The sequence below is a fragment of the Pseudobutyrivibrio xylanivorans genome (assembly GCF_008935055.1).
Lineage (GTDB): Bacteria > Bacillota > Clostridia > Lachnospirales > Lachnospiraceae > Pseudobutyrivibrio > Pseudobutyrivibrio xylanivorans_A.
Genome location: NZ_CP043028.1, coordinates 3,254,817 through 3,275,370, shown reverse-complemented (window position 1 = coordinate 3,275,370; position 20,554 = coordinate 3,254,817). Strand labels below are relative to the sequence as shown.

Below are 20,554 nucleotides of genomic sequence, written 5' to 3'. Positions count from 1 at the left end.
GGAAAGCTTTGTTATACAAAAAGGCGAAAGATATGATATTAAGGGGCGTAAATACATAAGTACGCCGTCTAAGTACTATTATACAGATTTGGGGTTGAGAAATGCTCTTTTGAATTTTCGTCAATTTTGTCGTCAATCAAGGTAGCAAGAGATATTATATTCAGTCAGCATATGCATTGCCAAGTCAAGAGAAAATAGATCAGGAACAGGCATCACTAATCAAAATACCAGATTCATTTAAAAAGATTATAATTACTAGTGGAAATACACCAGTATGGCAAAATGAACAGGGGATTACTGTTATGGGACTGTTTGACTTTTTATTGAATGAAAATAGCCTTGATTCTTAATGTGAAATAATAACAGCTTATTGCTAAGTAAGGGTACACTAATGACAGATAAGATTAAAGTATTTAAGCACAACAGTATTTGCATTGATGTTGGAGACAGGGCGGTTTATGTAGATCCATTTGAGATGGATGAAACACCTCGTGATGCTGCATTTATATTAGTTACTCATGACCATTATGATCACTTTTCGCCAGAAGCCATTGAAAAGGTCGCTAATAAGAATACAGTGTTAGTTGTTCCTGAAAAAATGAAAAGCAAGGCAGCGGAAGTTGCAGCAGTGGTGGGCAAGATTGAATATGTTAATCCTGGTGCAAGTTATGAAGTAGAAGGATTACAGTTTGAAACTGTTGCTGCGTATAATATTTTAAAACCATTTCATCCAAAGAGTGCTGGTTGGGTTGGCTACATCATTTCTGTAGATGGAAAACGTATTTACGTAGCGGGAGATACTGATGCTACTAAAGAGGCTAAAGCCGTAAACTGCGATATTGCCCTAGTGCCAGTTGGCGGAACTTATACTATGGATGCAAAGAAGGCAGCTGAACTAATCAATACAATTGCACCAGAAGTGGCTATTCCTGTTCATTATGGTCTGATAACTGGAACTTCTAAGAATGCGGGAGAAGAGTTTTCTAGGTTAGTAAAGTTGCCTGTAAAGGTTGAAGTAAGGATATAGTAGAGGGAAAAATAAGTTAGAAAGAAGGAAATTAGCTTGAAGTACATTGTAAAAAGAATCCAAGAAGCAGATTATGGCTGTGAGGAGAGACCAGAGGGATATCAGTTTCAGGTGTTGCTCCGATTACGTGACGAGACAGGACAGGAGATTGATATGGAGGTGGCAGACGCAGAGCTGCTGGCCAAGGATATCAATGAAGGCGACTGGGTATTCTTTGATAAGGATAATGAGATTTTTAAGGAAAAGTAGAGGCTTATGTTTTTTATAATGGGAATTACTGATGGTCGCAAAGACTTTGATTTTAGTCAGACCGTAATATGCGATAGCTGTGGAAAGTATGGAAGATATCAGGTCTTCACGATATATACAGTCTTATCGCTTTTCTTTATTCCTACATTCAAATGGAATAGAAGATATTATGTTCAGATGAGTTGTTGTGGTACAGTCTATGAACTTGATCCGGAGATAGGAAAGCGAATAGCCGCAGGAGAAGAGCTTCAAATAAAACCACAGGATCTAACCAAGGTGAGCCAGGGCAGAGGTTTCTTTAAGCGTTGTAGAAATTGTGGCTATGAGACAGCTGAAGATTTTGATTATTGCCCAAAGTGTGGGTTGAGGTTTTAGCGTTCTTAGTAGAGAAAATGGTTTTGGCAGATTATAGATGAGATTTATAACTAGCAATAGAAATCTTTTATTTCCTGCTAATAGCATTGCTTCGCTATAATTGAATTTAACATGGAGGTATAGCGATGATTAATGAGAAGGTAAAAGCATTCCTAGATGAGAAGTCTCTGGGGGACAGGCTCACTGAGCATACAGAGACTATTGATACGGTGGAGCATGCTGCTCAGCAGATTGGTTGTAGCGAGCCAGAGATTGCGAAGACATTGTCATTTGTAGTGGATGAAAAGCCGGTTGTGGTTGTTATGGCTGGCGATGGCAAGGTGAACAGCTCAAAGTTTAAATCTTACTTTCATACCAAGCCTCATATGATTCCACGTGATCAGGTGCAGGAGATTACAGGCTTTCAGCCTGGTGGTGTTTGTCCTTTTGCTGTGCCTGAGGATATTCCAATCTGGCTGGATGTTTCTATGAAGCGATTCGAATATGTTCATCCTGCAGGAGGCAACGAGTATACATCCGTAAAGATTACTCCAGCAGAGCTTGAGAAAGCATCTGGAGCTGAAGGATGGGTAGATATTTGTAAAGGCTGGGAAGATGATGTATAGGATTTGCCAGGTTTGAACCTATGAAAGATACTGCGGAACTTCAAAAGTTGTACCTTTCAGATGGAGCGAAGGGCTCAGGTCTTGGAATTGATACAATAGCTTTAGAAAAAAAGTAAAGGACACAAGTAAGGGGACCATCCCTAGCAGGGCCTTCCAGGCCCAGGTCTGCCCGAGCTCCACAGACCACTCGCTGACGCGAGCAAGGAAGGATGGAGATCGGCTACGCCGATGGGAAAGAGGTATTATATGCATACATCTAGAATTTACAATGCTTTGAGGGGTGCCTTGAAGCATTGTATTTTTTTGTATGGAAACCTGTTGCAATGAATTAGGTTCCAGTGACAAAACTTTCACGAATTTGACGTATGATTAAAAAATATCTTTTGTAAACTCCATTATAAATGCCTTCACATCTTGATATGAAATCTCATCAGAAATAAGGTTTCTGGTGGTACGCTCGTAATCATTTTCGTAGAAATCTTTATCACAAAATTCTTTGATTGTTGCAGCTATATTTACGCTAGGCTCGGCGGAAGGAGCTACATTATCTTTTATTTCTAATCTATGATTACGAACCTCAGTGACAAGAGATTTGAAATTTTCATCTACTGCAACTTGCTGTCCAAGCTTATAAATATCATATAGATGGCGTGAGTTTCTTGCAGCTTTGTTTTGAATGTAGTAGTCACATAAAGCAAACAGCTTATCAATCAATGTTCGCTCTAAAGATTGCACCTGCATAGGAAATGGCAGAAGATTATACTCTTCAATTAATTCGGGTTCCTCATCTTTTAAAGCTTCATAGATATAGTTTCCTATCATTCTCTCTTCGGTTGGAAAAGCATAAGACATTAGGGCAGTTTCCAGCTTTACATATGTAGTCAAAAAAGGATTATCTACTATGGAGCTATATGCAAAATCGTAGTGATTGTAATCTTTATTACTTTCAATAGAATCCCAGTTTGCTATTGTAAATCCTAATTTATCTGCAATGGATTTTAAGATATCGTATTTAAGATTCTTTCTTCTGCTTTTCCCTAAATGCTCAGTGAATGTGATATCAATATCTTCTGAAAAACGATCTATTACTCCAAAGGCCTTCGAAAGAGAAGTGCCGCCTTTAAAGCAGATAGGATAATCACATGAAGAAAGCTCCCTGAGGATAATTGTGACATAGTAATCCTTCTCTATGATATCTTGGGCTTGACCCATCTTTTCTGCAGTAAGGGCGACAATATCGCCAAATAATTCTTTATCATTGTGCAAGTACATTGTCTAACCTCAATTCATAATAAAATTTGAATGCTGTAAGTGGAAACTTCCTTATATATTCATCCACGTCGCTTCTTTTTATGTTATGTGATTCAATAAATTTCAAAAAGCATTGTCTGGCTTCTTCATAATCATAATCTAAATATGAGTCTAAATCCGACAATAGATACAGCATTTGTAATATGTAAACATTTTCATCGGTGATGGTTGTAAGTGGTTTTTTTACATTAAATTTTCTGTTACCAATGATAACATCCCTAGGGGCTGAGTTAGTGTTGTTACTTACTATCTCAACTACATGAGGAACCTGAGTAGAGATGCCAATCTGATTTGCAAAGGTATTTCCAGTATAGAATCCATCAACCTTTCCATTCTTGACTATAAACCTATATTTGGCAACGGTATCTGCTGTTGGTCCAACTGCTGATTTAAGCCTGGTTTTCTTTGGAATATAATAAATGCCATTATCATACTTAACAAGCAACCCCTTTTTGCATAGCGTTGATAGTTGCTGGGTAAGGGCTGGCTTTGAAATGGTGCCATCATATATATCTGAGAAGAAGATTGGCTCACCTTCTTTATATTTATCTTTTATGTAGTTGTATATCATATCATCACCGCCTTAACAATCTGAAATATATAATATAATTCGTTAAGTATATATTAGCATGTTATTAGAATATGTCAAAGAAATAATTATTCAGGAGGACAAAATCATGGGTAAAGTTAGATTGGGTAGTCAGTTACAGAATGAGGACGAATAAAATAAGCCGCATAAATCCAGCTTTTATGCTATAATTTTACTAGCGTTTTGCTCAATAAATTCACAGGGGAAAATATATTGGGAAAATTAGTAAGGGACAAGATTCCTCAGATAATTAAGGACGATGGGAAGCGCCCAATAATTAGGACTTTATCCACTGAGGAATATTTAAAGGAATTAGATATAAAACTTAATGAGGAAGTGGCAGAATACCAGGCGGACAAATCTATAGAGGAGATGGCCGATGTACTAGAGGTACTAAATGCTATATGTGTAGCTAGAGGCTATTCTTTAGAGGAGCTAGAAAGGGTTCGTAAAGAGAAGTGCGAAGCTAGAGGCGCTTTTAAAGATCGTATCTATTGGGAGGGTAATCGCTGATGGTTCTGCCTTATTCTGATGAACTTCATATAGAATATCTTAGTAGACTTTTTGATAATACCAGCGAGTGCTACAAATTTTTCTGGTTTAAGGCGATTCTTGAAAAGGTAATTGCTGGCACCAATGAAATATCATTCGAAGAGCTTGTGGATGATATGATTGCGAATGCTTGGTATATGGTTACAGAGTACTGTCTGAACCTAGGGCCAAAGGATACTCTGGAGGATGTTGTAAAGCTCATCCAAAAGAAAAATCCTAGCTTTAAATCCAGCATCAAAAAGTCCGACCTTTTAGCGTATCTATCAGAAACAAAAGATAAAGAAATCATTTCAAAGAAGAGGACATTGATACTCAATGTACCTTATCGCCTTCAGGCTCCTTTTATGCCAGGAATAAAAGGCAAGGCCTGGGATGTTCCAAAAGATAATCTTGTGGAAAATATTAATAATCACAGTCACATTATGTATTACTTCTTGGGGCTTAATGGCCTGTCATCACGAATCATTGTGAGGGATGACTGGGCTAATTATTTCGTGAAAAATCAAGAGATAATACGAGGCTGGCTAGAGTATAATATGATTCTCTATCTGCAAAGAAGAAATCCAAACGTGCCTGGCATAGCAGACAAACTATATCCACCGCAGGAAAGAAAGCTGGATGATGTTAAGAAATACTGGAAGCTGATTTTGACGGTTTCTCCAGAGCCAGTGAAGGAGATTTATGGCGAGAACATTCTTACTTCAAAGGATATTTCTATAGATCATTTTGTGCCATGGTCGTACGTGGCACATGATGAGATGTGGAACCTGAATCCTACCACGAAAAGCATCAATAGTTCGAAGAGCAATAATCTGCCAGACTGGAATACCTATTTTAAACGCTTGGCAATGCTAGAGTATCAGTCGTACAGAATGATGCGTGAGTATGATGTGGTGCATAAAGAGTTTGAGAAATGCGCAAAGAAACATTTCAATGATGATAGATTAAGATATCGTATATACGAATCTGATATTGAATACGAACGATTTGAAAGGGAACTGGAGGCAGTGGTACTTCCGGTTTATAAGTCTGCTCAGAACTGCGGGTTTGGGGAGTGGAGGTATAATTAATAAAGATGGATAGATATAAAGTGATGTCGCAAACCATAACAGAAAAATATAGATTAGATGAAGTCAAAGAACTGCTAACAACTATTGAATCTCAAATATTACCTATAACAATATGCATACTGAATATGAACTCGCTTGTCTCGCTACGCATGCATCATGTTTTGGTAATAGAATGAATATTGGAACAACACATCATGGTATAGACATGAGAGCAAGAGATACTGGACATGAAGAGGCTTTGTTTCTTGCTATTTCATCGTTGATTCCATTGGTAGGATGCACTTATGAATGTTTGAGAGTTGATGCTACCTTTGTTCTTGAAAAGCTTAACAAATTAGCTATTCTTTATTTGAAAATGCTTTTGAAACAGACTAACATAGACTAATTATTTGGTAAACTAGTTATTAATTGATATGGAGGAAACAAAATAATGGCAGATAAGACAAATGCAAATATTGGATTTGAGAAACAACTGTGGGATGCCGCATGTGTGTTATGGGGACATATCCCCGCAGCAGAATATAGAAAGGTTATTATTGGCCTTATTTTCCTTAGATACATTTCTGCAGCTTTTGATAAGAGATATCAGGAGCTTGTCGATGAAGGAGATGGATTTGAAGATGATATTGATGCATATACTATGGAAAACGTCTTCTTTGTTCCGGAAGAAGCAAGATGGAGTACAATCGCTTCAGCTGCTCATACACCAGAGATTGGAACAGTAATTGATAATGCTATGCGAGCAATCGAAGCAGATAATAAAGTCCTCAAGAATGTATTACCTAAGAACTATGCGAGTCCAGATCTTGATAAGAGAGTCCTTGGCGAAGTCGTAGATATATTTACTAACAATATTGATATGAGTGACACTGAGGCAAGTGAAGATCTTCTTGGACGTACTTATGAATACTGTATCGCGCAGTTTGCAGAGAAGGAAGGCGTAGGTGGTGGAGAATTCTATACGCCATCAAGCGTGGTTAAGACATTAGTTTCTATTCTTAGACCTTTTGAAAACTGTCGTGTATATGATTGCTGTTGTGGATCAGGTGGTATGTTTGTTCAGAGTGCAAAGTTTATTGAAGCTCATTCTGGAAACAGAGGATCTATCTCTGTATATGGTCAGGAAGCAAATGCAGATACATGGAAAATGGCAAAGATTAATATGGCTATCCGTGGTATTGATGCAGACTTTGGACCTTATCAGGCTGATACATTTACTAATGATTTACATCCTACACTTAAGGCAGATTTCATTCTTGCTAATCCACCTTTTAACTATCATCCATGGAATCAGGAAAAGCTTACAGATGATGTTAGATGGAAATATGGATTACCACCAGCAGGAAATGCCAACTATGCATGGATTCAGCACATGATTCATCACTTGGCACCGAATGGAAAAATTGGTTTGGTACTTGCAAATGGAGCTTTATCTACACAGACAAGTGGTGAAGGAGAGATTAGAAAAAATATTATTGAAGACGATCTGATTGAAGGTATCATTGCAATGCCTACTCAGTTATTCTATAGCGTTACTATTCCGGTAACACTTTGGTTTATTTCTAAAAATAAACAGCAGAAGGGAAAAACGCTGTTTATAGATGCCAGAAATATGGGCCATATGGTTGATCGTAAGCATCGTGATTTTGATGATGAAGATATCCAGAAGCTTGCGGATACATTTGAAGCTTTCCAAAATGGAACACTTGAAGATGTTAAAGGTTTCTGTAAGGTCGCAACTACAGAGGAGATTGAGAAGCAGGATTATATTCTTACTCCAGGTAGATATGTAGGTATTGAAGAGCAAGAAGAAGATGGCGAGCCATTTGAAGAAAAAATGGATAGATTAACATCGGAACTTTCGGAGATGTTTGCAAAATCTCACGAGCTCGAAGATGAGATTAGACGAAAGTTGGGGGCTATTGGCTTTGATTTATAGAGGTATGAAATGAATACAATTGCATTAAGATTTGCAGATAATTTTGCACCAGATATGGGGACGATTGCTGCACATAGTGAATTGATAGAAAAGTATGGATATGTCTGGTATGGAAAGCTTGGATCAGCTGTTTCCCAGAAAGTAATAGATGAAATTATGAATAATAATATTCCTAAAATATTATTGATTCATAGTGGAAAAACGGGGAGATATTGGGCATATATAGAAAAGATTCAACATGAGATACCTGATAAGGAAAAAATACCAGAATACTATAGACATAATGCCGGTAATTTTAAAACTTGGTTTAAAGTGATACGTTTTGAAAACGCTTCAAGTAATGTTTTGAGTGTGTGTAAAGTAAAATCATCTTAAAGACCATTAGCAGAGGTCTCAAAGAGTAGTATGAGTCCATATTTTATTATACAGGTGGAAGGTGAATGATGGAAAAAGTAACATATTTGATTGAGGATATAGCAACAGTTTCTGCAGGCGGAGATCGACCGGATATAGTATCCGAGGTAAAAACCGAGAAAACTATGGTTCCTATATATTCAAATGGAATGGATAATGATGGGTTATATGGATATACCGACAAGGCAAGGGTAGAAGGGGATTCCGTTACGATTTCTGCGAGAGGCGTAAATGTCGGAATGGTATGTTATCGAGAAGAACCTTTTTTACCAATAGTAAGACTTCTATCGCTAGTTCCTAATAGAAATATTGTAGACGCGAAGTATTTATACTATGTTTTAAAAAATATTTCTTTTAGTGGAACTGGTTCTGCTCAACCACAAATTACTGCACCAATGATTAGAAAACAGGAAATAGTAATTCATAAAAATCCTATAACTCAAAAAAGAATCGCTAAAATTCTTTCATTATTTGATAGAAAAATACAGGTAAATGAAACTGTAAACGATAATTTACTTCAGCAATCTCTTTGTATTTATTCAGAAATGATTGGTAGTAGAAGCAAAGATGGATGTATAGGTGACTACTGCAGTATCAAGTCTGGCTTCGCTTTTAAAAGTAAATGGTGGCAAGATTCAGGAGTTCCTGTCATAAAGATTGGATCCATAAACCAAGACTGTTTGAACTTGTCTGATTGCTCATATGTATCAGAGGATAAAATATCACTTGCTAATGATTTTATAGTAGGTGGCGGTGATCTACTTATTGCTATGACTGGCGCAACAATTGGTAAATTTACAATGGTTCCTAAGGTGTCCGAGACAATTTTGGTAAATCAGCGTGTTGGAAAGTTTTTCCTTGGAGATAATCCAATATCTAGACTGCCTTTTATTTATTGTACGCTTAAACAACCAGAAATAGTATCGGAAGTGATCAACCGCGGTCAAGGAAGCGCTCAACCTAACATTAGTGCTTCTGACATCATGAGTATCCCGTGTGTAATTCCTTCTACTGAAGTAATAGATGAGTTTAATAAATCCACATCACAGATGTTTGAACTTATCATAAATAATCAGTATGAAAATGCGGTTCTTGGAAACACAAGAGACTCTATATTACCTAAATTGATGTCCGGAGAGCTAGATGTCTCTGAACTCAATCTTTAGGCCACTAAATTATCGTTTATATTAACCAAGAAAGGACTTATGAAATGAATACAATCATTAAATATGAAAATACAAACAATCTGGTTAAGGACATATGCACTATTATTGATGAAGCTAAACATTTTGCATATCAGACTGTTGATACTACATTAGTCCTTAGAAATTGGTATATAGGGAAACGTATCGATGAAGAGGTGCTTGAAGGAAAAGACAGGGCAAAATATGGAGCTGAGGTCGTTGATAAATTATCAATGGAACTGACTGGTATTTATGGAAAAGGGTATTCAAAACGAATACTGTATCAGTGCTTAAAAGTGTACCGTATGTTTCCAAAGATTGTGAACGAGGCTCGTTCACAATTGATACCAAATGAAAAAATGAACGAGGCTCGTTCACAATTGGGCTTGCTTTCATGGACACATTATAGAATATTAACACAGGTAGAAGATACAGCAGCTAGACAATGGTACGAAAAAGAAGCTTATGAGCAAGTTTGGAGCACAACAACGTTGCAAAGAAATGTTTCTTCTCAGTATTATTATAGAATTTTAAAATCACAGGATAAGCAGGCTGTTGAAGATGAGATGAAAGAATTGACATCGTCTTATCAGAATAAGTTGGAATTTATAAAAAATCCTGTTATTGCAGAATTCTTAGGGATGCAACAAGATACATCTTATCTTGAATCAGACTTGGAGCAAAGTATTATTGATAATTTGCAGAAATTCCTAATGGAGTTAGGGAAGGGTTATGCATTTGTTGCAAGACAACAGCACATTCATACAGAAAAGGAAGACTATTATATCGATCTTGTTTTTTACAATTACATATTAAAGTGTTTTGTTCTTATTGATTTAAAAACAAAGAAGATTACACATCAAGATGTTGGGCAGATGGATATGTATATCCGCATGTATGATGAGCTAAAAAAAGCATCAGATGATAATCCAACTTTAGGGATTGTCCTATGTACAGACACCGATGAGGACATAGCAAAATACTCTGTGCTTCATGAGAACGAGCAATTATTTGCTTCAAAGTATAAATTATATCTTCCGACAGAAGAGGAGTTAAGAGCTGAGATTGAGACTCAGAAAGAATTTTATTACTTGCAGAAAAAAGATGAAGAAAAAGAGTAAATAAAACTCTCATAGGCGGCGGGAGTAAATATACGGAACTGCCGCCCGTATCGTTCTTACATATATAAGGAGTAACGATATGAGAGATGAATTAATTTCTGAAGTAGTTCAGAGAATGTTGCCATACCTTGATAACAAGCAATTGGTAAATTTGCAAAAAAATTTAAATCAAGTTCTTCAAAGATATGATGTGGAACTTATTAATGGTGGCAACTCAGAAAATGATAGCCAGGAATTGGTAGAAAAATTTATTTCAGCGAAAAGAGTAGAAGGTTGTTCTGAAAAGACGCTGAAATATTATTTGGCAACAATTGAAACCATGATTTGCGGATTGGAGAAAGATGTCAGAATTATTCAAACAGAAGATTTGAGAAAATATCTTACAGATTATCAGATACAAAATGGCTCAAGTAAGGTGACTATTGATAACATACGAAGAATATTATCAAGTTTTTTTGCGTGGTTGGAGGATGAAGATTACATTATCAAGAGCCCTGTTAGGCGTATTCATAAAGTTAAGACTGTAAGTAATATAAAGGAAACTTATACAGACGAAGAACTTGAATTGATGCGTGATAACTGCGGAGAGTTAAGGGATTTGGCAATTGTAGATATGCTTGTGTCAACAGGTATGCGTATAGGAGAAATGGTTTTGCTGAATCGTAAAGACATAAATTTTAACGAGCGCGAATGTATTGTTCTTGGCAAAGGCGGTAAGGAAAGAATAGTCTACTTTGATGCCAGGACAAAAATACATTTACAAGAATATTTGAAAAACAGAGTAGATGATGATCCTGCTTTGTTCGTAACGTTAAGAGCACCATATAAGCGGATTCAAATTGGTGGCATTGAGCATCGACTCAGTGAAATGGGGAAGCGTCTAAATATTTTCAAAGTGCACCCGCACAAATTCCGGCGGACACTTGCTACAATGGCTATTGATAAAGGAATGCCGATTGAGCAATTACAAAGATTGCTTGGGCATCAGAGAATTGATACGACTTTGCAGTACGCAATGGTTAAACAGAGTAATGTTAAACTAGCACATAAAAAGTATATAGGATGAATAGGAGACAAATGAAGGCAGATTATAGAACTTTATCATCATTGGTAAATAGAAAAATTGGATATGGAATTGTACAACCAGGAGCAAGTGTTGTAGGTGGAGTTCCGATAGTAAAGGTATTTAATGTTATAGCTGGTTTAAATTCTTTAAGTGAACTTGATACAACAACAAAAGAAATTGCTGAGAAGTATTCGAGGACTTCGCTTCATGGGGGCGAACTAATTGTTAGTGTTGTAGGGACAGTTGGAAAAACTGCAATTGTTCCCAAAAGCTTCGAGGGGTGTAATTTGGTGAGGGCAACAGCGTTAGTAGATATACCAGATATGACTAAGGCATTATGGGTAAAGTATTTTATAGATTCAAACCAAGGGCAAAATTATATAAACACTAATCTAAATACAACTGTACAACCAACGTTAAATATTAAATCTCTCGAAGCAATGCCGATTCCGTTTTATGACGAATGTTATATAAAATGTGCTGTAGAATTGCTATCAAATATAGATAGTAAAATAAAAATTAACACGCAGATAAACGATAATTTAGCGGTCTAAATGTCAAGGTCTGAAACGTTAATCTCACCAGACATGAACTTTGGTAATAAAGAATCACGAAGTTTGGCAAGCTGTACATTCTCTTCAATGATTGATGCCATTTTCTGATACAAAACCGAAACGGCATCATCTAAGGGTTTTAATATAGAAAAGTCCTTCGGCATCATTAATGAATATTCAGGCAATGCTTTTTTACTTAAGTGCAAAACAGTAGTCCCATTTACATAGCCAAGACAATGACTCTTGAATTGCTGAGTTTGTAACAAGGCTGCGATTAAAAACTGTGATACCTGCGGATGCTTCGGCAATACCTTAACAACATCCATAGAAAATATGATGTCTTGGTAACCAGAGAGACTTAGTACAGGTTCTGCATTACCAATTACTTCAGCATTTTGAGTGAGGTCTGTATGAGCAACAAGTGTATCAAATAAAGTAGCGTGGTGCTCTGGTTTAAGCTTACTTGATGGAACAATTTCTTTATAACCATCAAGTTTGAAACCACCTTTGCGGTCAAAGTTTTTAATAGTTGCCATTGCAATTGATGAATCTTGAAGTTCGGCACCTTTATATGAGTAACCGCTTATGAATTGAGCAAACGATGATAATGGAGTTAATTTCCAATCGTTGGGGCATGCTCCTCCAAAAGGGGCATAATCGTTAAGCCATGCGTTGCATAAAGTATGTATTTGCTCAGCTAAATTATCGTTTATAAGAATAGGGGGAAATATGGGAAAAAGTGATATACAAATATTAAATGATAACATTTTAAGTATTACCAAAACGCAGGAAACCAAAGAAATTATTGATAAACTTACAATAGTGCTTCAACCACTGATAGACGCGAGTAATTTGATTGCTAAAGAAATCAAATTAGATTTTCTCCAAGAGCAAATTGATGAATATTTATATAAAGCCAAAGAGGATGCAGGACTATCACAGCTAGAATTTGAAGAAAAGTATTTAAATGAAAAAGCAGATAGTGAAAATTTGGGTAGAAATGGTTGGGTTGTCACTGAATATGGAAATCCTAGAGAAGTTTCTGAGTGGAATACATTATTAAAAGTTAAAGCACCCGAAAAAATAGTTGAGTATTTCGAAGGGGATTATCTATATGTGTTTACAAGTATTATAGATAATTTGAGCAAAAAATATATTAATGGTGCAGATAAGATCTATTTTGGTAAATCATATGATTTTTATATTAAAGAAGATTATATGTCCTCTGCAATGTATTTAGTTGGCTTAATTGAACAACGTTGTAAGAGTTTAATTAACTTTGGTGATTATAAAAAATATAACAAGATGTTTTCTGAAAAAGGATTTGAAATACAGCTAAACAAACATTTTAAAAATGTGTCAGGACATATTGTAAAGCGTTTTTTATTTTTGCAAATGTATCCTTCATTGATATCGTTTCTAAATAGATTGTTTGTTGATGGTGATTATAAATTTGAGAATGGTATAGAACCTCCGTATATTAATAGAAATTGGTTGCTTCATGGGAGAAGTACTAGGAAGATTGAAAAATATGAATGCATTCAGTTATTTAATGCGTTAAGTGTATTAGAATTTGTTTGTGAATTAAGCGAGAAAAAATAGGTGGGGAAATATGACAGCATTTTACACAGAAGCTGATTACGAGAATTCAATAATTGAGCTTTTTCAAAACATGGGCTACAGATATTTATATGGTCCTGATGTGGAAAGAGATTTTAACAGTCCAATTTATGAACCAGAATTAGTGGATGCATTAAATAGGATTAATCCAGATATGCCATCGGATGCGATTAATGATGCTTTGTTTAAACTTAAAAATTTCGAGAATGCTGAACTTGTTCAGAAGAATGAGTTGTTTATGGATTATCTTCAGCACGGGGTAGAAGTAAGATATACAATTAAAGGTGAAGAGCGCTCAGGATTAGTCTATCTTGTTGATTATAATAATGCCGCCAACAATTCTTTTATTGTTGCTAATCAGTGGACGTTTATTGAAAACAGCAATAAACGCCCTGATGTTTTATTGTTCTTAAATGGTCTTCCAGTTGTCTTAGTTGAGTTAAAGTCACCTTCTCGTGAGGAGACAGATGCATCTGAAGCTTTTCTTCAGATTCGTAATTATATTCATGAAATTCCATCCATGTTTATATACAATTGTATATGTGTCATGAGTGATCATCTCACATCTAAGGCAGGCACCATAACATCTGGTGAAGACAGATTTATGGAATGGAAAACTAAAGATGGCAATTATGAGAATACACAGTATGCTCAGTTTGATACTTTCTTTGAGGGTATTTTTGAGAAAGAAAGATTCTTAGATATTATAAAGAATTTCATATGTTTTTCGAGTGATGGAATAAAGAAAGCAAAGATTTTAGCCGGTTATCATCAGTATTTTGCTGTAAATAAAGCTGTACTATCTACTAAACATGCAACAGAGACAGATGGTAAGGGCGGTGTTTTCTGGCATACACAAGGTAGTGGTAAATCCTTATCTATGGTTTTTTATGCTCATTTACTGCAGGATGCATTAGAGAGCCCTACTATCGTTGTAATCACAGATAGAAATGACTTGGATGATCAGCTCTATGGTCAGTTTGCTAAGTGTAAAGATTTCTTGCGTCAAGAACCTGTTCAGGCTGAGAGTAGAGAACATTTAAAATCTCTCCTGGACGGTCGTCAGGCGAATGGAATTATTTTTACCACAATGCAAAAGTTTGAAGAATCTGATGAACCTCTTTCAGAACGAAGAAACATTGTTGTAATGGCAGATGAAGCACATCGTGGTCAGTACGGTTTAAGTGAAAAGGTTGATGCTAAGACTGGTAAGATTAAAATTGGTACGGCAAGAGTTATTAGAAATAGTTTACCGAATGCTACATATATAGGATTCACTGGTACACCTATTTCCAAGAAAGATAGAAGTACTAGAGAAGTTTTTGGGGATTATATCGATGTATATGATATGACTCAAGCGGTAGAAGATGGAGCTACTCGTCCTGTTTATTATGAAAGTCGTGTAATCAAGCTCAAATTAGATCAAGACACTTTGAATCTGATTGATACAGAATACGATATTATGGCTAATAATGCAGATCCAGAAGTCATTGAAAAGAGTAAACATGAGTTGGGACAGATGGAAGCTATTCTTGGTAATGAAGAGACTATTGCTTCGTTAGTTGATGATATTCTTGAACATTATGAAAACAATCGTGAGAACTTACTAACTGGTAAAGCGATGATTGTCGCATATTCTAGAGCAATTGCATTAAAGATATATAGACAGATATTAAAGAAAAGACCGTCTTGGACTGAGAAGGTTGCTGTAGTTATGACAGATAGTAACAAAGATCCAGAGGATTGGAAGGAAATTATAGGGAACAAGCGGCACAGGGATGAATTAGCAACTCAGTTCAAGGATAATGAAAGTCCGCTTAAGATAGCTATAGTTGTTGATATGTGGCTTACTGGATTCGACGTACCATCTTTGGCGACAATGTACATATATAAGCCAATGGAAGGCTATAACTTGATGCAGGCAATCGCACGTGTTAATAGAGTATTTAAGGATAAAGAAGGCGGTCTTATTGTTGACTATGTTGGTATAGTTTCTGCTTTAAAGGCTGCTATGAATGACTATACATCACGCGACAAGAAGAACTACGGTGATACAGATGTAGAAAAAGTTGCATATCCTAAGTTTTTGGAAAAAATGTCGGTATGTAGAGATTTGTTTTACGGATTTGACTATTCTAAATTTGTAACGGGAACAGATTTAGAGAGATCGAAAGCAATAAGTGGTGCGGTCAATTATATTGTTTCACCTAAGAAAGAGAGCGATAGAGAAACATTTTTGAAAGAGGCACTTATGCTTCACCAGGCTTTGTCGCTTTGTTCATCAATTGTAGAAGAAGAACTAAGAATTGAAGCAGCCTTCTTTGAATCTGTAAGAGTACTGGTTATGCGTCTTATTAATAAGGGAGAAGGACCAAAGATTTCTTTACCGGAGATGAATGCTCGAATCAATGCTTTACTTGAGCAGAGTATTAAGAGCACAGGAGTAATAAATCTTTTTTCTGATGTAAATGGGGAGTTTTCGTTGTTTGACCCTAAATTCCTAGAAGAAGTTGCCAAGATGAAAGAAAAAAATGTGGCCGTTGAATTGCTTAGAAAGCTAATTTCTGAACAAGTTATAGTGTATAAGCGTACAAATGTTGTTAAATCTGAGAAATTCAGTGAAATAATTCAGCAAGCTATGAATAGATATTTAAATGGCATGCTTACAAATGAGCAGGTTATTGAAGAGTTACTGCAGCTGGCTAAGCAGATTCAAAATGCCCAGAAAGAGGGAGAGAAGTTAGGCCTTACTGCGGATGAACTTGCATTTTATGATGCACTGACGAAACCACAGGCAATAAAAGACTTTTATGAAAACGAAGAACTAATTGCTATAACTAAAGAACTTACTGAAGCCTTGAGAAAGAATAGAACTATCGATTGGCAAAAGCGCGATTCAGCAAGAGCGAAGATGCGCATGATGATTAAGAAGCTCTTACGAAAGCATAAATATCCGCCAGAAGGTATGGATGATGCCGTGCAAACAGTTATGCTTCAGTGTGAACTTTGGACTGATAATTCTGAGATATCAGATGAACGAGTTACAAACTATGCAAATCGTTTGAATCAGTTTATTAAAGAAATCTAGAATTAAATTGTGATGGATTATAACTATACTTTTGGAAGGATAGACTTGTTTATTGAGAATAATTGATGAAAACTTTATTTATTATTGGAAATGGGTTTGATTGTTATGGTCATCAGTTGAAAACAAAATATACTGATTTTCGCAGATATATTATTAATAATTATCCAGACTATAACTACGATTATGATGGTCTTATAGAGTCCACTTTGATGCCAGATGGTGATAATGGGTATGATATGGATGCTTTAGTTGGTTCTATCATTTCTCTTATGGATAATTGTGCTAAGCCAGATTGGTCTGAATTAGAAGCATCGGCGGGAACTATATATGCAAGTAGTATTCTCGATCGAAATGAGCAGTATTTTCATGATGTTGATTGGAATGATGATGACAAAGCCATACGGGATGCCATATATAATAATGAAGATATTTCAAATGATATTACAAATGGGTTTATTCAACTAAAACAATTATTTGAAGAATGGGCTTTTGAAGATTTATCAAAAATAGATTTTTCTAATGTAAAAAAGATTCGAAAGCCTTCATTTAAAGATGCAGTATTTTTGAATTTTAATTATACAAGTACCCTAGAAGATTTATATGACATTCCAGTTAAAAATATTTGCCATATTCACGGATTTGCAAAGGATAACCAATCGTATATTCTATTTGGTCACGGAGAAGAAGAATCCATACATGTTCCCGCTGATTACTTTGGTGCAAATGAAGCATTTGATTCGCTTGTTCACTATATGCGTAAAGATACTTATGGCGCGATAAAAAGAAATCAGAAATTTTTCAATTCATTAACTAAAATAAATAAAATATACTCTTATGGTTTTTCTTTTTCTGATGTTGATATGTGCTATATAGAAGAAATATCTACTAGGATTAATCCACAAAAGGTACGTTGGTATTTTAATTCACATGATTGGAAAAACAATAAAGATAACATAGAAAAAATAAAAGCTTATGGATACAAAGTAAGAAAATGTGGCAGGTGGTAGTATATTTAAGGGCATACGTATTTCAGAATTAGAAGAAATGAAAATTATAAAACCGCCTAAAGCCATTCTAGAACTATTTAATGCGAGAGTTGCTGATATTTATATGCAGAAGGAAGAACTATTCAAGGAAAATGAAAAATTAAGAGAGTACATAGATTTTTTTACTGCCACTGCCTATAAATGGACAAGTGACGATAGTATAGTCCAGTAATTAGAAATCAGGAGATAATTTTGAATATTATTTATACTTATAAAAAAGATGCAGAAAAAACCATTAATAAGATGCAGAAGAGCGAACGCGTGTCTATTAAGGGAAAAATTGAGACCATAATTGGTGATTACTGTAATAATCATCGTCATCCCAAAGTTCACAAGGCAAGTAATAGACACTTTGGAATTTATTCAATTTCCCTTTATTTTGTAATAATAAATAGGGATACTCGAGCTTTGGTAACTATAGATGAAGATGTGATATTTGATCAGGTATTAGTTTCGGTTATGGCCATTGGAAATCATGACCAGTTAATATCTAAAATAGGCGGAATAGAAGAATCCTTGTATCAAAAGATGTTAAACGATTCCGATGGTGAGGAGGATGATATATAGTGGCACAAACAATAATGCTAAAAGATATGAACGGTGTTATATTTGAATCTAATGATAAGTTAAATGATGATAATAAGTTAAACTTGGTTGCTGTTTTAGCTGAATTAGAAGATGAGAATAGTCATAAGCATAGGGAATTTCCAATATCTCAACTTCATAAAGTAACTGGTGTTGAAGGCGTATATAGAGCATATATAAACAAAATTGAAGGCTGGCGAATTCATTTAACATATAACAAAGCAGAAAAGACTTTTGAGATTGTCGAACTCCTTTCGCCAGGAGAACATGACCGTGGTACAAAAAATAAAGTGATTAAAAGTAAGGCCAAGAAGTATAGGAATAAATAATAAAAAGAGAGCTCACTTATTTGAGTTCTCTTTTATATGGTTTCGTGAACACAAGATGTACTTATCAATATTTAATATTTTATACTAATCAAAACAACATGCTTCCGGTAAAATTAAGGGAATAATCTTGATTTTGCTGGAGGCATCTTTCGTTATTTGTGTTCACAAAATAATTGAGCCATATTATGAACAAATGTGAGATGCTTTATAAATTTGCAGCAGGGATTTCTCTGCAGCACTTTTTGTGGGGAATTATAACTGGCTCACTTTCAAGCTAGCGTGGGTGGCATCAAATATCAGTTCATCGATATGAAAGAAAAGTGTATGAGGACAAACTGGAGAAGCTTGACGTTGATTCCCATCAGCGAAGCCGATTACAATCCTTCCTTGCTCGCGTCAGCGAGAGGTCTGTGGAGCTTGGGCAGACCTGGCCCTGGAAGGGCCTGCTAGGAATGGTACAAGATATACAAAGTCCTTTAATTGTGTTATCATCACATCAATTAAACAAACAGACGCCCATTGCTACCGAGTAGTGGGATTCACGTCATTCCTTCACCGTTAGGTCTTAGCAGGTGGAGGAATGGCGTATTTTAATATATGGAGGTTTTTATATGAAGTGGATTTATCTATTGATTGCCGGAGCGTTGGAAATCACCTGGGCTGTGGCAATAAAAATGTCTAACGGATTTACGGTATTGATTCCATCTATTATCACAGGAGTAGGATACATAGCCAGTGCAGTATTTTTAGCAATTGCACTTAGACAGTTGCCTTTGGGTACCGCCTATGCCATGTGGACTGGAATGGGAATCCTTGGAACGACGCTGCTTGGTGTATTTCTTTTCCATGAAAAACTGGTGGTTCCACAGGTCATATGTGTTATTCTTATTGTAGTTGGAATTGCAGGACTTAAGATTCTTGCAAAGGAATGAGGATAAAAGGGAGCAATATGGTAGAAGATCACTCTGGGAGGGCCTACTAGTAGGAATGGTACCAAAATCATTAGTTGAATAGACTAATGACAAAAAAGTCAGTATAATCAAGGCCTTGAGCTGTCCGATAAACCGCGGTTGGATATGATATCTTATAATCAAGAACAAGGCAACCACTTATTGAATTTTTCAAGGAGGTTATAGTATGTTTGATGATTCAGGATTTGGCGGAAGTTCAATGTTTGATTCTAATCACGATGGACATCTTGATGCTTTTGAAAGAGACCATGCGGAATGTTTCTTGCATGATTGCGATACTTATGACCAGGTAATGAAAAAAGAAAGATATTATACTCCAAGTAGGAGATGTGGCGGAGGAAAAAGCTGGTCACAGACTTGGGAAGAATTAAAGATTCTGTTATTTTTCGATGTAGTGATAACAGTAATTCTAACCTTGATGGGATTGTAGAATGAATGCCCTTATTGTGGCAGGACATTATAAATAGTTTATATCAAGATTTTGGTTTTGTTTGCTCATAATTACGCAGATGTCGGAATGAAATGGTCCTTCCTCTGGATAGTACGATATCTGCCCATAGGTTTCTTCATAGGCCTATGGCTCAGTCCTGTAGGGGGATGCTTTACGAGGCCAGCAGGATCACTTTCTAAAATAATCAGTTGTTGCTGTTAGGCACATATTTTATAATAATTGAGTCGAATTAAGGATATTGGCTGCTGGGCAGTGCTCAGCAGTATTTTTATACGAGGAGAAAAGGTTATGAACAAGAAAGACAAAATGACAGTTGAAAATTTTGTAAGCACAGGTATGGATTTGTAGCAGATATCTTGGTGCAATCAAAGATAAGTGATGGCAAGAGACAGTGTGATGATGCTATTC

General features: G+C 35.9%; 25 protein-coding genes and 1 pseudogene. 23 read left to right on the top strand and 3 right to left on the bottom strand.

Going from position 1 to position 20,554, the window contains the following annotated elements:
* Position 1: 1 nt before the first annotated feature.
* From FXF36_RS16950 to FXF36_RS14625, 5 genes and pseudogenes are all read left to right on the top strand, one after another.
* A pseudogene (locus FXF36_RS16950) lies at positions 2-350 on the top strand (ATP-binding protein); the annotation flags it as partial.
* A gap of 41 nt (positions 351-391) precedes the next feature.
* Positions 392-1,027, top strand: coding sequence for an MBL fold metallo-hydrolase (locus tag FXF36_RS14640; protein ID WP_151625360.1), 636 nt, complete (start codon positions 392-394; stop codon positions 1,025-1,027).
* A gap of 36 nt (positions 1,028-1,063) precedes the next feature.
* Entirely contained in the window at positions 1,064-1,276 is a 213-nt protein-coding gene (locus FXF36_RS14635; protein ID WP_151625358.1) for a hypothetical protein, read from the top strand.
* Positions 1,277-1,282: 6 nt separating this feature from the next.
* Entirely contained in the window at positions 1,283-1,651 is a 369-nt protein-coding gene (locus FXF36_RS14630; protein ID WP_151625356.1) for a zinc ribbon domain-containing protein, read from the top strand.
* Between the two features lie 125 nt (positions 1,652-1,776).
* The gene (locus FXF36_RS14625; RefSeq protein WP_151625354.1) at positions 1,777-2,256 is read left to right on the top strand and encodes a YbaK/EbsC family protein; all 480 of its coding nucleotides are present in this window, start codon (positions 1,777-1,779) and stop codon (positions 2,254-2,256) included.
* Between the two features lie 369 nt (positions 2,257-2,625).
* On the opposite strand, the gene FXF36_RS14615 is transcribed toward FXF36_RS14625, so the two are convergent.
* Both FXF36_RS14615 and FXF36_RS14610 read right to left on the bottom strand, forming a co-directional pair.
* On the bottom strand, positions 2,626-3,528 hold the full coding sequence (locus tag FXF36_RS14615; protein WP_151625352.1) for a nucleotidyl transferase AbiEii/AbiGii toxin family protein: 903 nt from the start codon (positions 3,526-3,528) through the stop codon (positions 2,626-2,628).
* Positions 3,512-4,138, bottom strand: coding sequence for a DUF6088 family protein (locus FXF36_RS14610; protein WP_151625349.1), 627 nt, complete (start codon positions 4,136-4,138; stop codon positions 3,512-3,514). The genes FXF36_RS14615 and FXF36_RS14610 overlap by 17 nt, the downstream gene beginning before the upstream one ends.
* A 231-nt stretch (positions 4,139-4,369) precedes the next feature.
* Here FXF36_RS14610 and FXF36_RS14605 point away from each other — a divergent pair, with 231 nt between their 5' ends.
* The 9 genes from FXF36_RS14605 to FXF36_RS14565 all read left to right on the top strand — a co-directional run bounded on the left by FXF36_RS14605 (position 4,370) and on the right by FXF36_RS14565 (position 12,056).
* Positions 4,370-4,669 carry a nucleoside triphosphate pyrophosphohydrolase gene (locus FXF36_RS14605; protein WP_243143527.1) on the top strand — a complete coding sequence of 100 codons (300 nt, stop codon included), beginning with the start codon at positions 4,370-4,372 and terminating at the stop codon, positions 4,667-4,669.
* Positions 4,669-5,778: an HNH endonuclease domain-containing protein gene (locus tag FXF36_RS14600; RefSeq protein ID WP_174819756.1), complete on the top strand. Its 1,110-nt coding sequence runs from the start codon at positions 4,669-4,671 to the stop codon at positions 5,776-5,778. The genes FXF36_RS14605 and FXF36_RS14600 overlap by 1 nt, the downstream gene beginning before the upstream one ends.
* Positions 5,779-5,950: 172 nt before the next feature.
* A complete protein-coding gene (locus tag FXF36_RS14595) occupies positions 5,951-6,163 on the top strand; it encodes a hypothetical protein (RefSeq protein WP_151625347.1) in 213 nt (70 codons plus the stop codon).
* 45 nt (positions 6,164-6,208) lie between these two features.
* A complete protein-coding gene (locus tag FXF36_RS14590; RefSeq protein WP_151625345.1) occupies positions 6,209-7,717 on the top strand; it encodes a type I restriction-modification system subunit M in 1,509 nt (502 codons plus the stop codon).
* Positions 7,718-7,726: 9 nt separating this feature from the next.
* Entirely contained in the window at positions 7,727-8,092 is a 366-nt protein-coding gene (locus FXF36_RS14585) for a hypothetical protein (RefSeq protein WP_151625343.1), read from the top strand.
* 65 nt (positions 8,093-8,157) lie between these two features.
* Positions 8,158-9,297 carry a restriction endonuclease subunit S gene (locus tag FXF36_RS14580; protein WP_151625341.1) on the top strand — a complete coding sequence of 380 codons (1,140 nt, stop codon included), beginning with the start codon at positions 8,158-8,160 and terminating at the stop codon, positions 9,295-9,297.
* 44 nt (positions 9,298-9,341) lie between these two features.
* Positions 9,342-10,436, top strand: a complete 1,095-nt coding sequence (locus tag FXF36_RS14575; protein WP_151625339.1) for a PDDEXK nuclease domain-containing protein — start codon at positions 9,342-9,344, stop codon at positions 10,434-10,436.
* Positions 10,437-10,515: 79 nt separating this feature from the next.
* Positions 10,516-11,502 carry a site-specific tyrosine recombinase/integron integrase gene (xerA, locus tag FXF36_RS14570; RefSeq protein WP_151625336.1) on the top strand — a complete coding sequence of 329 codons (987 nt, stop codon included), beginning with the start codon at positions 10,516-10,518 and terminating at the stop codon, positions 11,500-11,502.
* 11 nt (positions 11,503-11,513) lie between these two features.
* Positions 11,514-12,056 (top strand): restriction endonuclease subunit S, encoded by a 543-nt coding sequence (locus tag FXF36_RS14565; protein WP_167511407.1) that lies wholly within the window; start codon positions 11,514-11,516, stop codon positions 12,054-12,056.
* Here the strand turns inward: FXF36_RS14565 and FXF36_RS14560 are convergent.
* On the bottom strand, positions 12,053-12,823 hold the full coding sequence (locus tag FXF36_RS14560) for a restriction endonuclease subunit S domain-containing protein (protein WP_202880048.1): 771 nt from the start codon (positions 12,821-12,823) through the stop codon (positions 12,053-12,055). The genes FXF36_RS14565 and FXF36_RS14560 overlap by 4 nt on opposite strands.
* Here FXF36_RS14560 and FXF36_RS14555 point away from each other — a divergent pair.
* The 9 genes from FXF36_RS14555 (at position 12,786) to FXF36_RS16755 (ending at position 20,494) form a co-directional block, all read left to right on the top strand.
* Positions 12,786-13,658 (top strand): hypothetical protein, encoded by an 873-nt coding sequence (locus FXF36_RS14555; protein ID WP_151625332.1) that lies wholly within the window; start codon positions 12,786-12,788, stop codon positions 13,656-13,658. The two genes, FXF36_RS14560 and FXF36_RS14555, sit on opposite strands and share 38 nt — an antisense overlap.
* A gap of 10 nt (positions 13,659-13,668) precedes the next feature.
* Complete coding sequence (locus FXF36_RS14550; protein ID WP_151625330.1) at positions 13,669-16,764, top strand: type I restriction endonuclease subunit R; 3,096 nt, start codon at positions 13,669-13,671, stop codon at positions 16,762-16,764.
* 65 nt (positions 16,765-16,829) lie between these two features.
* Positions 16,830-17,771, top strand: coding sequence for a bacteriophage abortive infection AbiH family protein (locus tag FXF36_RS14545; protein WP_151625328.1), 942 nt, complete (start codon positions 16,830-16,832; stop codon positions 17,769-17,771).
* The gene (locus tag FXF36_RS14540) at positions 17,758-17,982 is read left to right on the top strand and encodes a restriction endonuclease subunit S domain-containing protein (protein WP_151625326.1); all 225 of its coding nucleotides are present in this window, start codon (positions 17,758-17,760) and stop codon (positions 17,980-17,982) included. Before FXF36_RS14545 ends, FXF36_RS14540 begins: the two co-directional genes overlap by 14 nt.
* Before the next feature lie 20 nt (positions 17,983-18,002).
* Complete coding sequence (locus FXF36_RS14535) at positions 18,003-18,377, top strand: hypothetical protein (protein ID WP_151625324.1); 375 nt, start codon at positions 18,003-18,005, stop codon at positions 18,375-18,377.
* The gene (locus tag FXF36_RS14530; protein ID WP_243143526.1) at positions 18,377-18,724 is read left to right on the top strand and encodes a hypothetical protein; all 348 of its coding nucleotides are present in this window, start codon (positions 18,377-18,379) and stop codon (positions 18,722-18,724) included. Before FXF36_RS14535 ends, FXF36_RS14530 begins: the two co-directional genes overlap by 1 nt.
* Positions 18,725-19,335: 611 nt before the next feature.
* Positions 19,336-19,656 (top strand): DMT family transporter, encoded by a 321-nt coding sequence (locus FXF36_RS14525; protein WP_151625322.1) that lies wholly within the window; start codon positions 19,336-19,338, stop codon positions 19,654-19,656.
* 205 nt (positions 19,657-19,861) lie between these two features.
* Complete coding sequence (locus FXF36_RS14520) at positions 19,862-20,125, top strand: hypothetical protein (protein ID WP_151625320.1); 264 nt, start codon at positions 19,862-19,864, stop codon at positions 20,123-20,125.
* 240 nt (positions 20,126-20,365) lie between these two features.
* Positions 20,366-20,494, top strand: coding sequence for a hypothetical protein (locus FXF36_RS16755; protein WP_263008651.1), 129 nt, complete (start codon positions 20,366-20,368; stop codon positions 20,492-20,494).
* Positions 20,495-20,554 lie beyond the last annotated feature (60 nt).

Excerpts from the sequence above, each read along its gene's own strand:
- FXF36_RS14640 (WP_151625360.1), top strand. The coding sequence starts at position 392 with ATGACAGATAAGATTAAAGTATTTAAGCACAACAGTATTTGCATTGAT.
- FXF36_RS14630 (WP_151625356.1), top strand. The coding sequence starts at position 1,283 with ATGTTTTTTATAATGGGAATTACTGATGGTCGCAAAGACTTTGATTTT.
- FXF36_RS14625 (WP_151625354.1), top strand. The coding sequence starts at position 1,777 with ATGATTAATGAGAAGGTAAAAGCATTCCTAGATGAGAAGTCTCTGGGG.
- FXF36_RS14615 (WP_151625352.1), bottom strand. The coding sequence starts at position 3,528 with ATGTACTTGCACAATGATAAAGAATTATTTGGCGATATTGTCGCCCTT.
- FXF36_RS14610 (WP_151625349.1), bottom strand. The coding sequence starts at position 4,138 with ATGATATACAACTACATAAAAGATAAATATAAAGAAGGTGAGCCAATC.
- FXF36_RS14600 (WP_174819756.1), top strand. The coding sequence starts at position 4,669 with ATGGTTCTGCCTTATTCTGATGAACTTCATATAGAATATCTTAGTAGA.
- FXF36_RS14595 (WP_151625347.1), top strand. The coding sequence starts at position 5,951 with ATGAATATTGGAACAACACATCATGGTATAGACATGAGAGCAAGAGAT.
- FXF36_RS14590 (WP_151625345.1), top strand. The coding sequence starts at position 6,209 with ATGGCAGATAAGACAAATGCAAATATTGGATTTGAGAAACAACTGTGG.
- FXF36_RS14585 (WP_151625343.1), top strand. The coding sequence starts at position 7,727 with ATGAATACAATTGCATTAAGATTTGCAGATAATTTTGCACCAGATATG.
- FXF36_RS14580 (WP_151625341.1), top strand. The coding sequence starts at position 8,158 with ATGATGGAAAAAGTAACATATTTGATTGAGGATATAGCAACAGTTTCT.
- FXF36_RS14575 (WP_151625339.1), top strand. The coding sequence starts at position 9,342 with ATGAATACAATCATTAAATATGAAAATACAAACAATCTGGTTAAGGAC.
- xerA (WP_151625336.1), top strand. The coding sequence starts at position 10,516 with ATGAGAGATGAATTAATTTCTGAAGTAGTTCAGAGAATGTTGCCATAC.
- FXF36_RS14565 (WP_167511407.1), top strand. The coding sequence starts at position 11,514 with ATGAAGGCAGATTATAGAACTTTATCATCATTGGTAAATAGAAAAATT.
- FXF36_RS14555 (WP_151625332.1), top strand. The coding sequence starts at position 12,786 with ATGGGAAAAAGTGATATACAAATATTAAATGATAACATTTTAAGTATT.
- FXF36_RS14560 (WP_202880048.1), bottom strand. The coding sequence starts at position 12,823 with ATGTTATCATTTAATATTTGTATATCACTTTTTCCCATATTTCCCCCT.
- FXF36_RS14550 (WP_151625330.1), top strand. The coding sequence starts at position 13,669 with ATGACAGCATTTTACACAGAAGCTGATTACGAGAATTCAATAATTGAG.
- FXF36_RS14545 (WP_151625328.1), top strand. The coding sequence starts at position 16,830 with ATGAAAACTTTATTTATTATTGGAAATGGGTTTGATTGTTATGGTCAT.
- FXF36_RS14525 (WP_151625322.1), top strand. The coding sequence starts at position 19,336 with ATGAAGTGGATTTATCTATTGATTGCCGGAGCGTTGGAAATCACCTGG.
- FXF36_RS14520 (WP_151625320.1), top strand. The coding sequence starts at position 19,862 with ATGTTTGATGATTCAGGATTTGGCGGAAGTTCAATGTTTGATTCTAAT.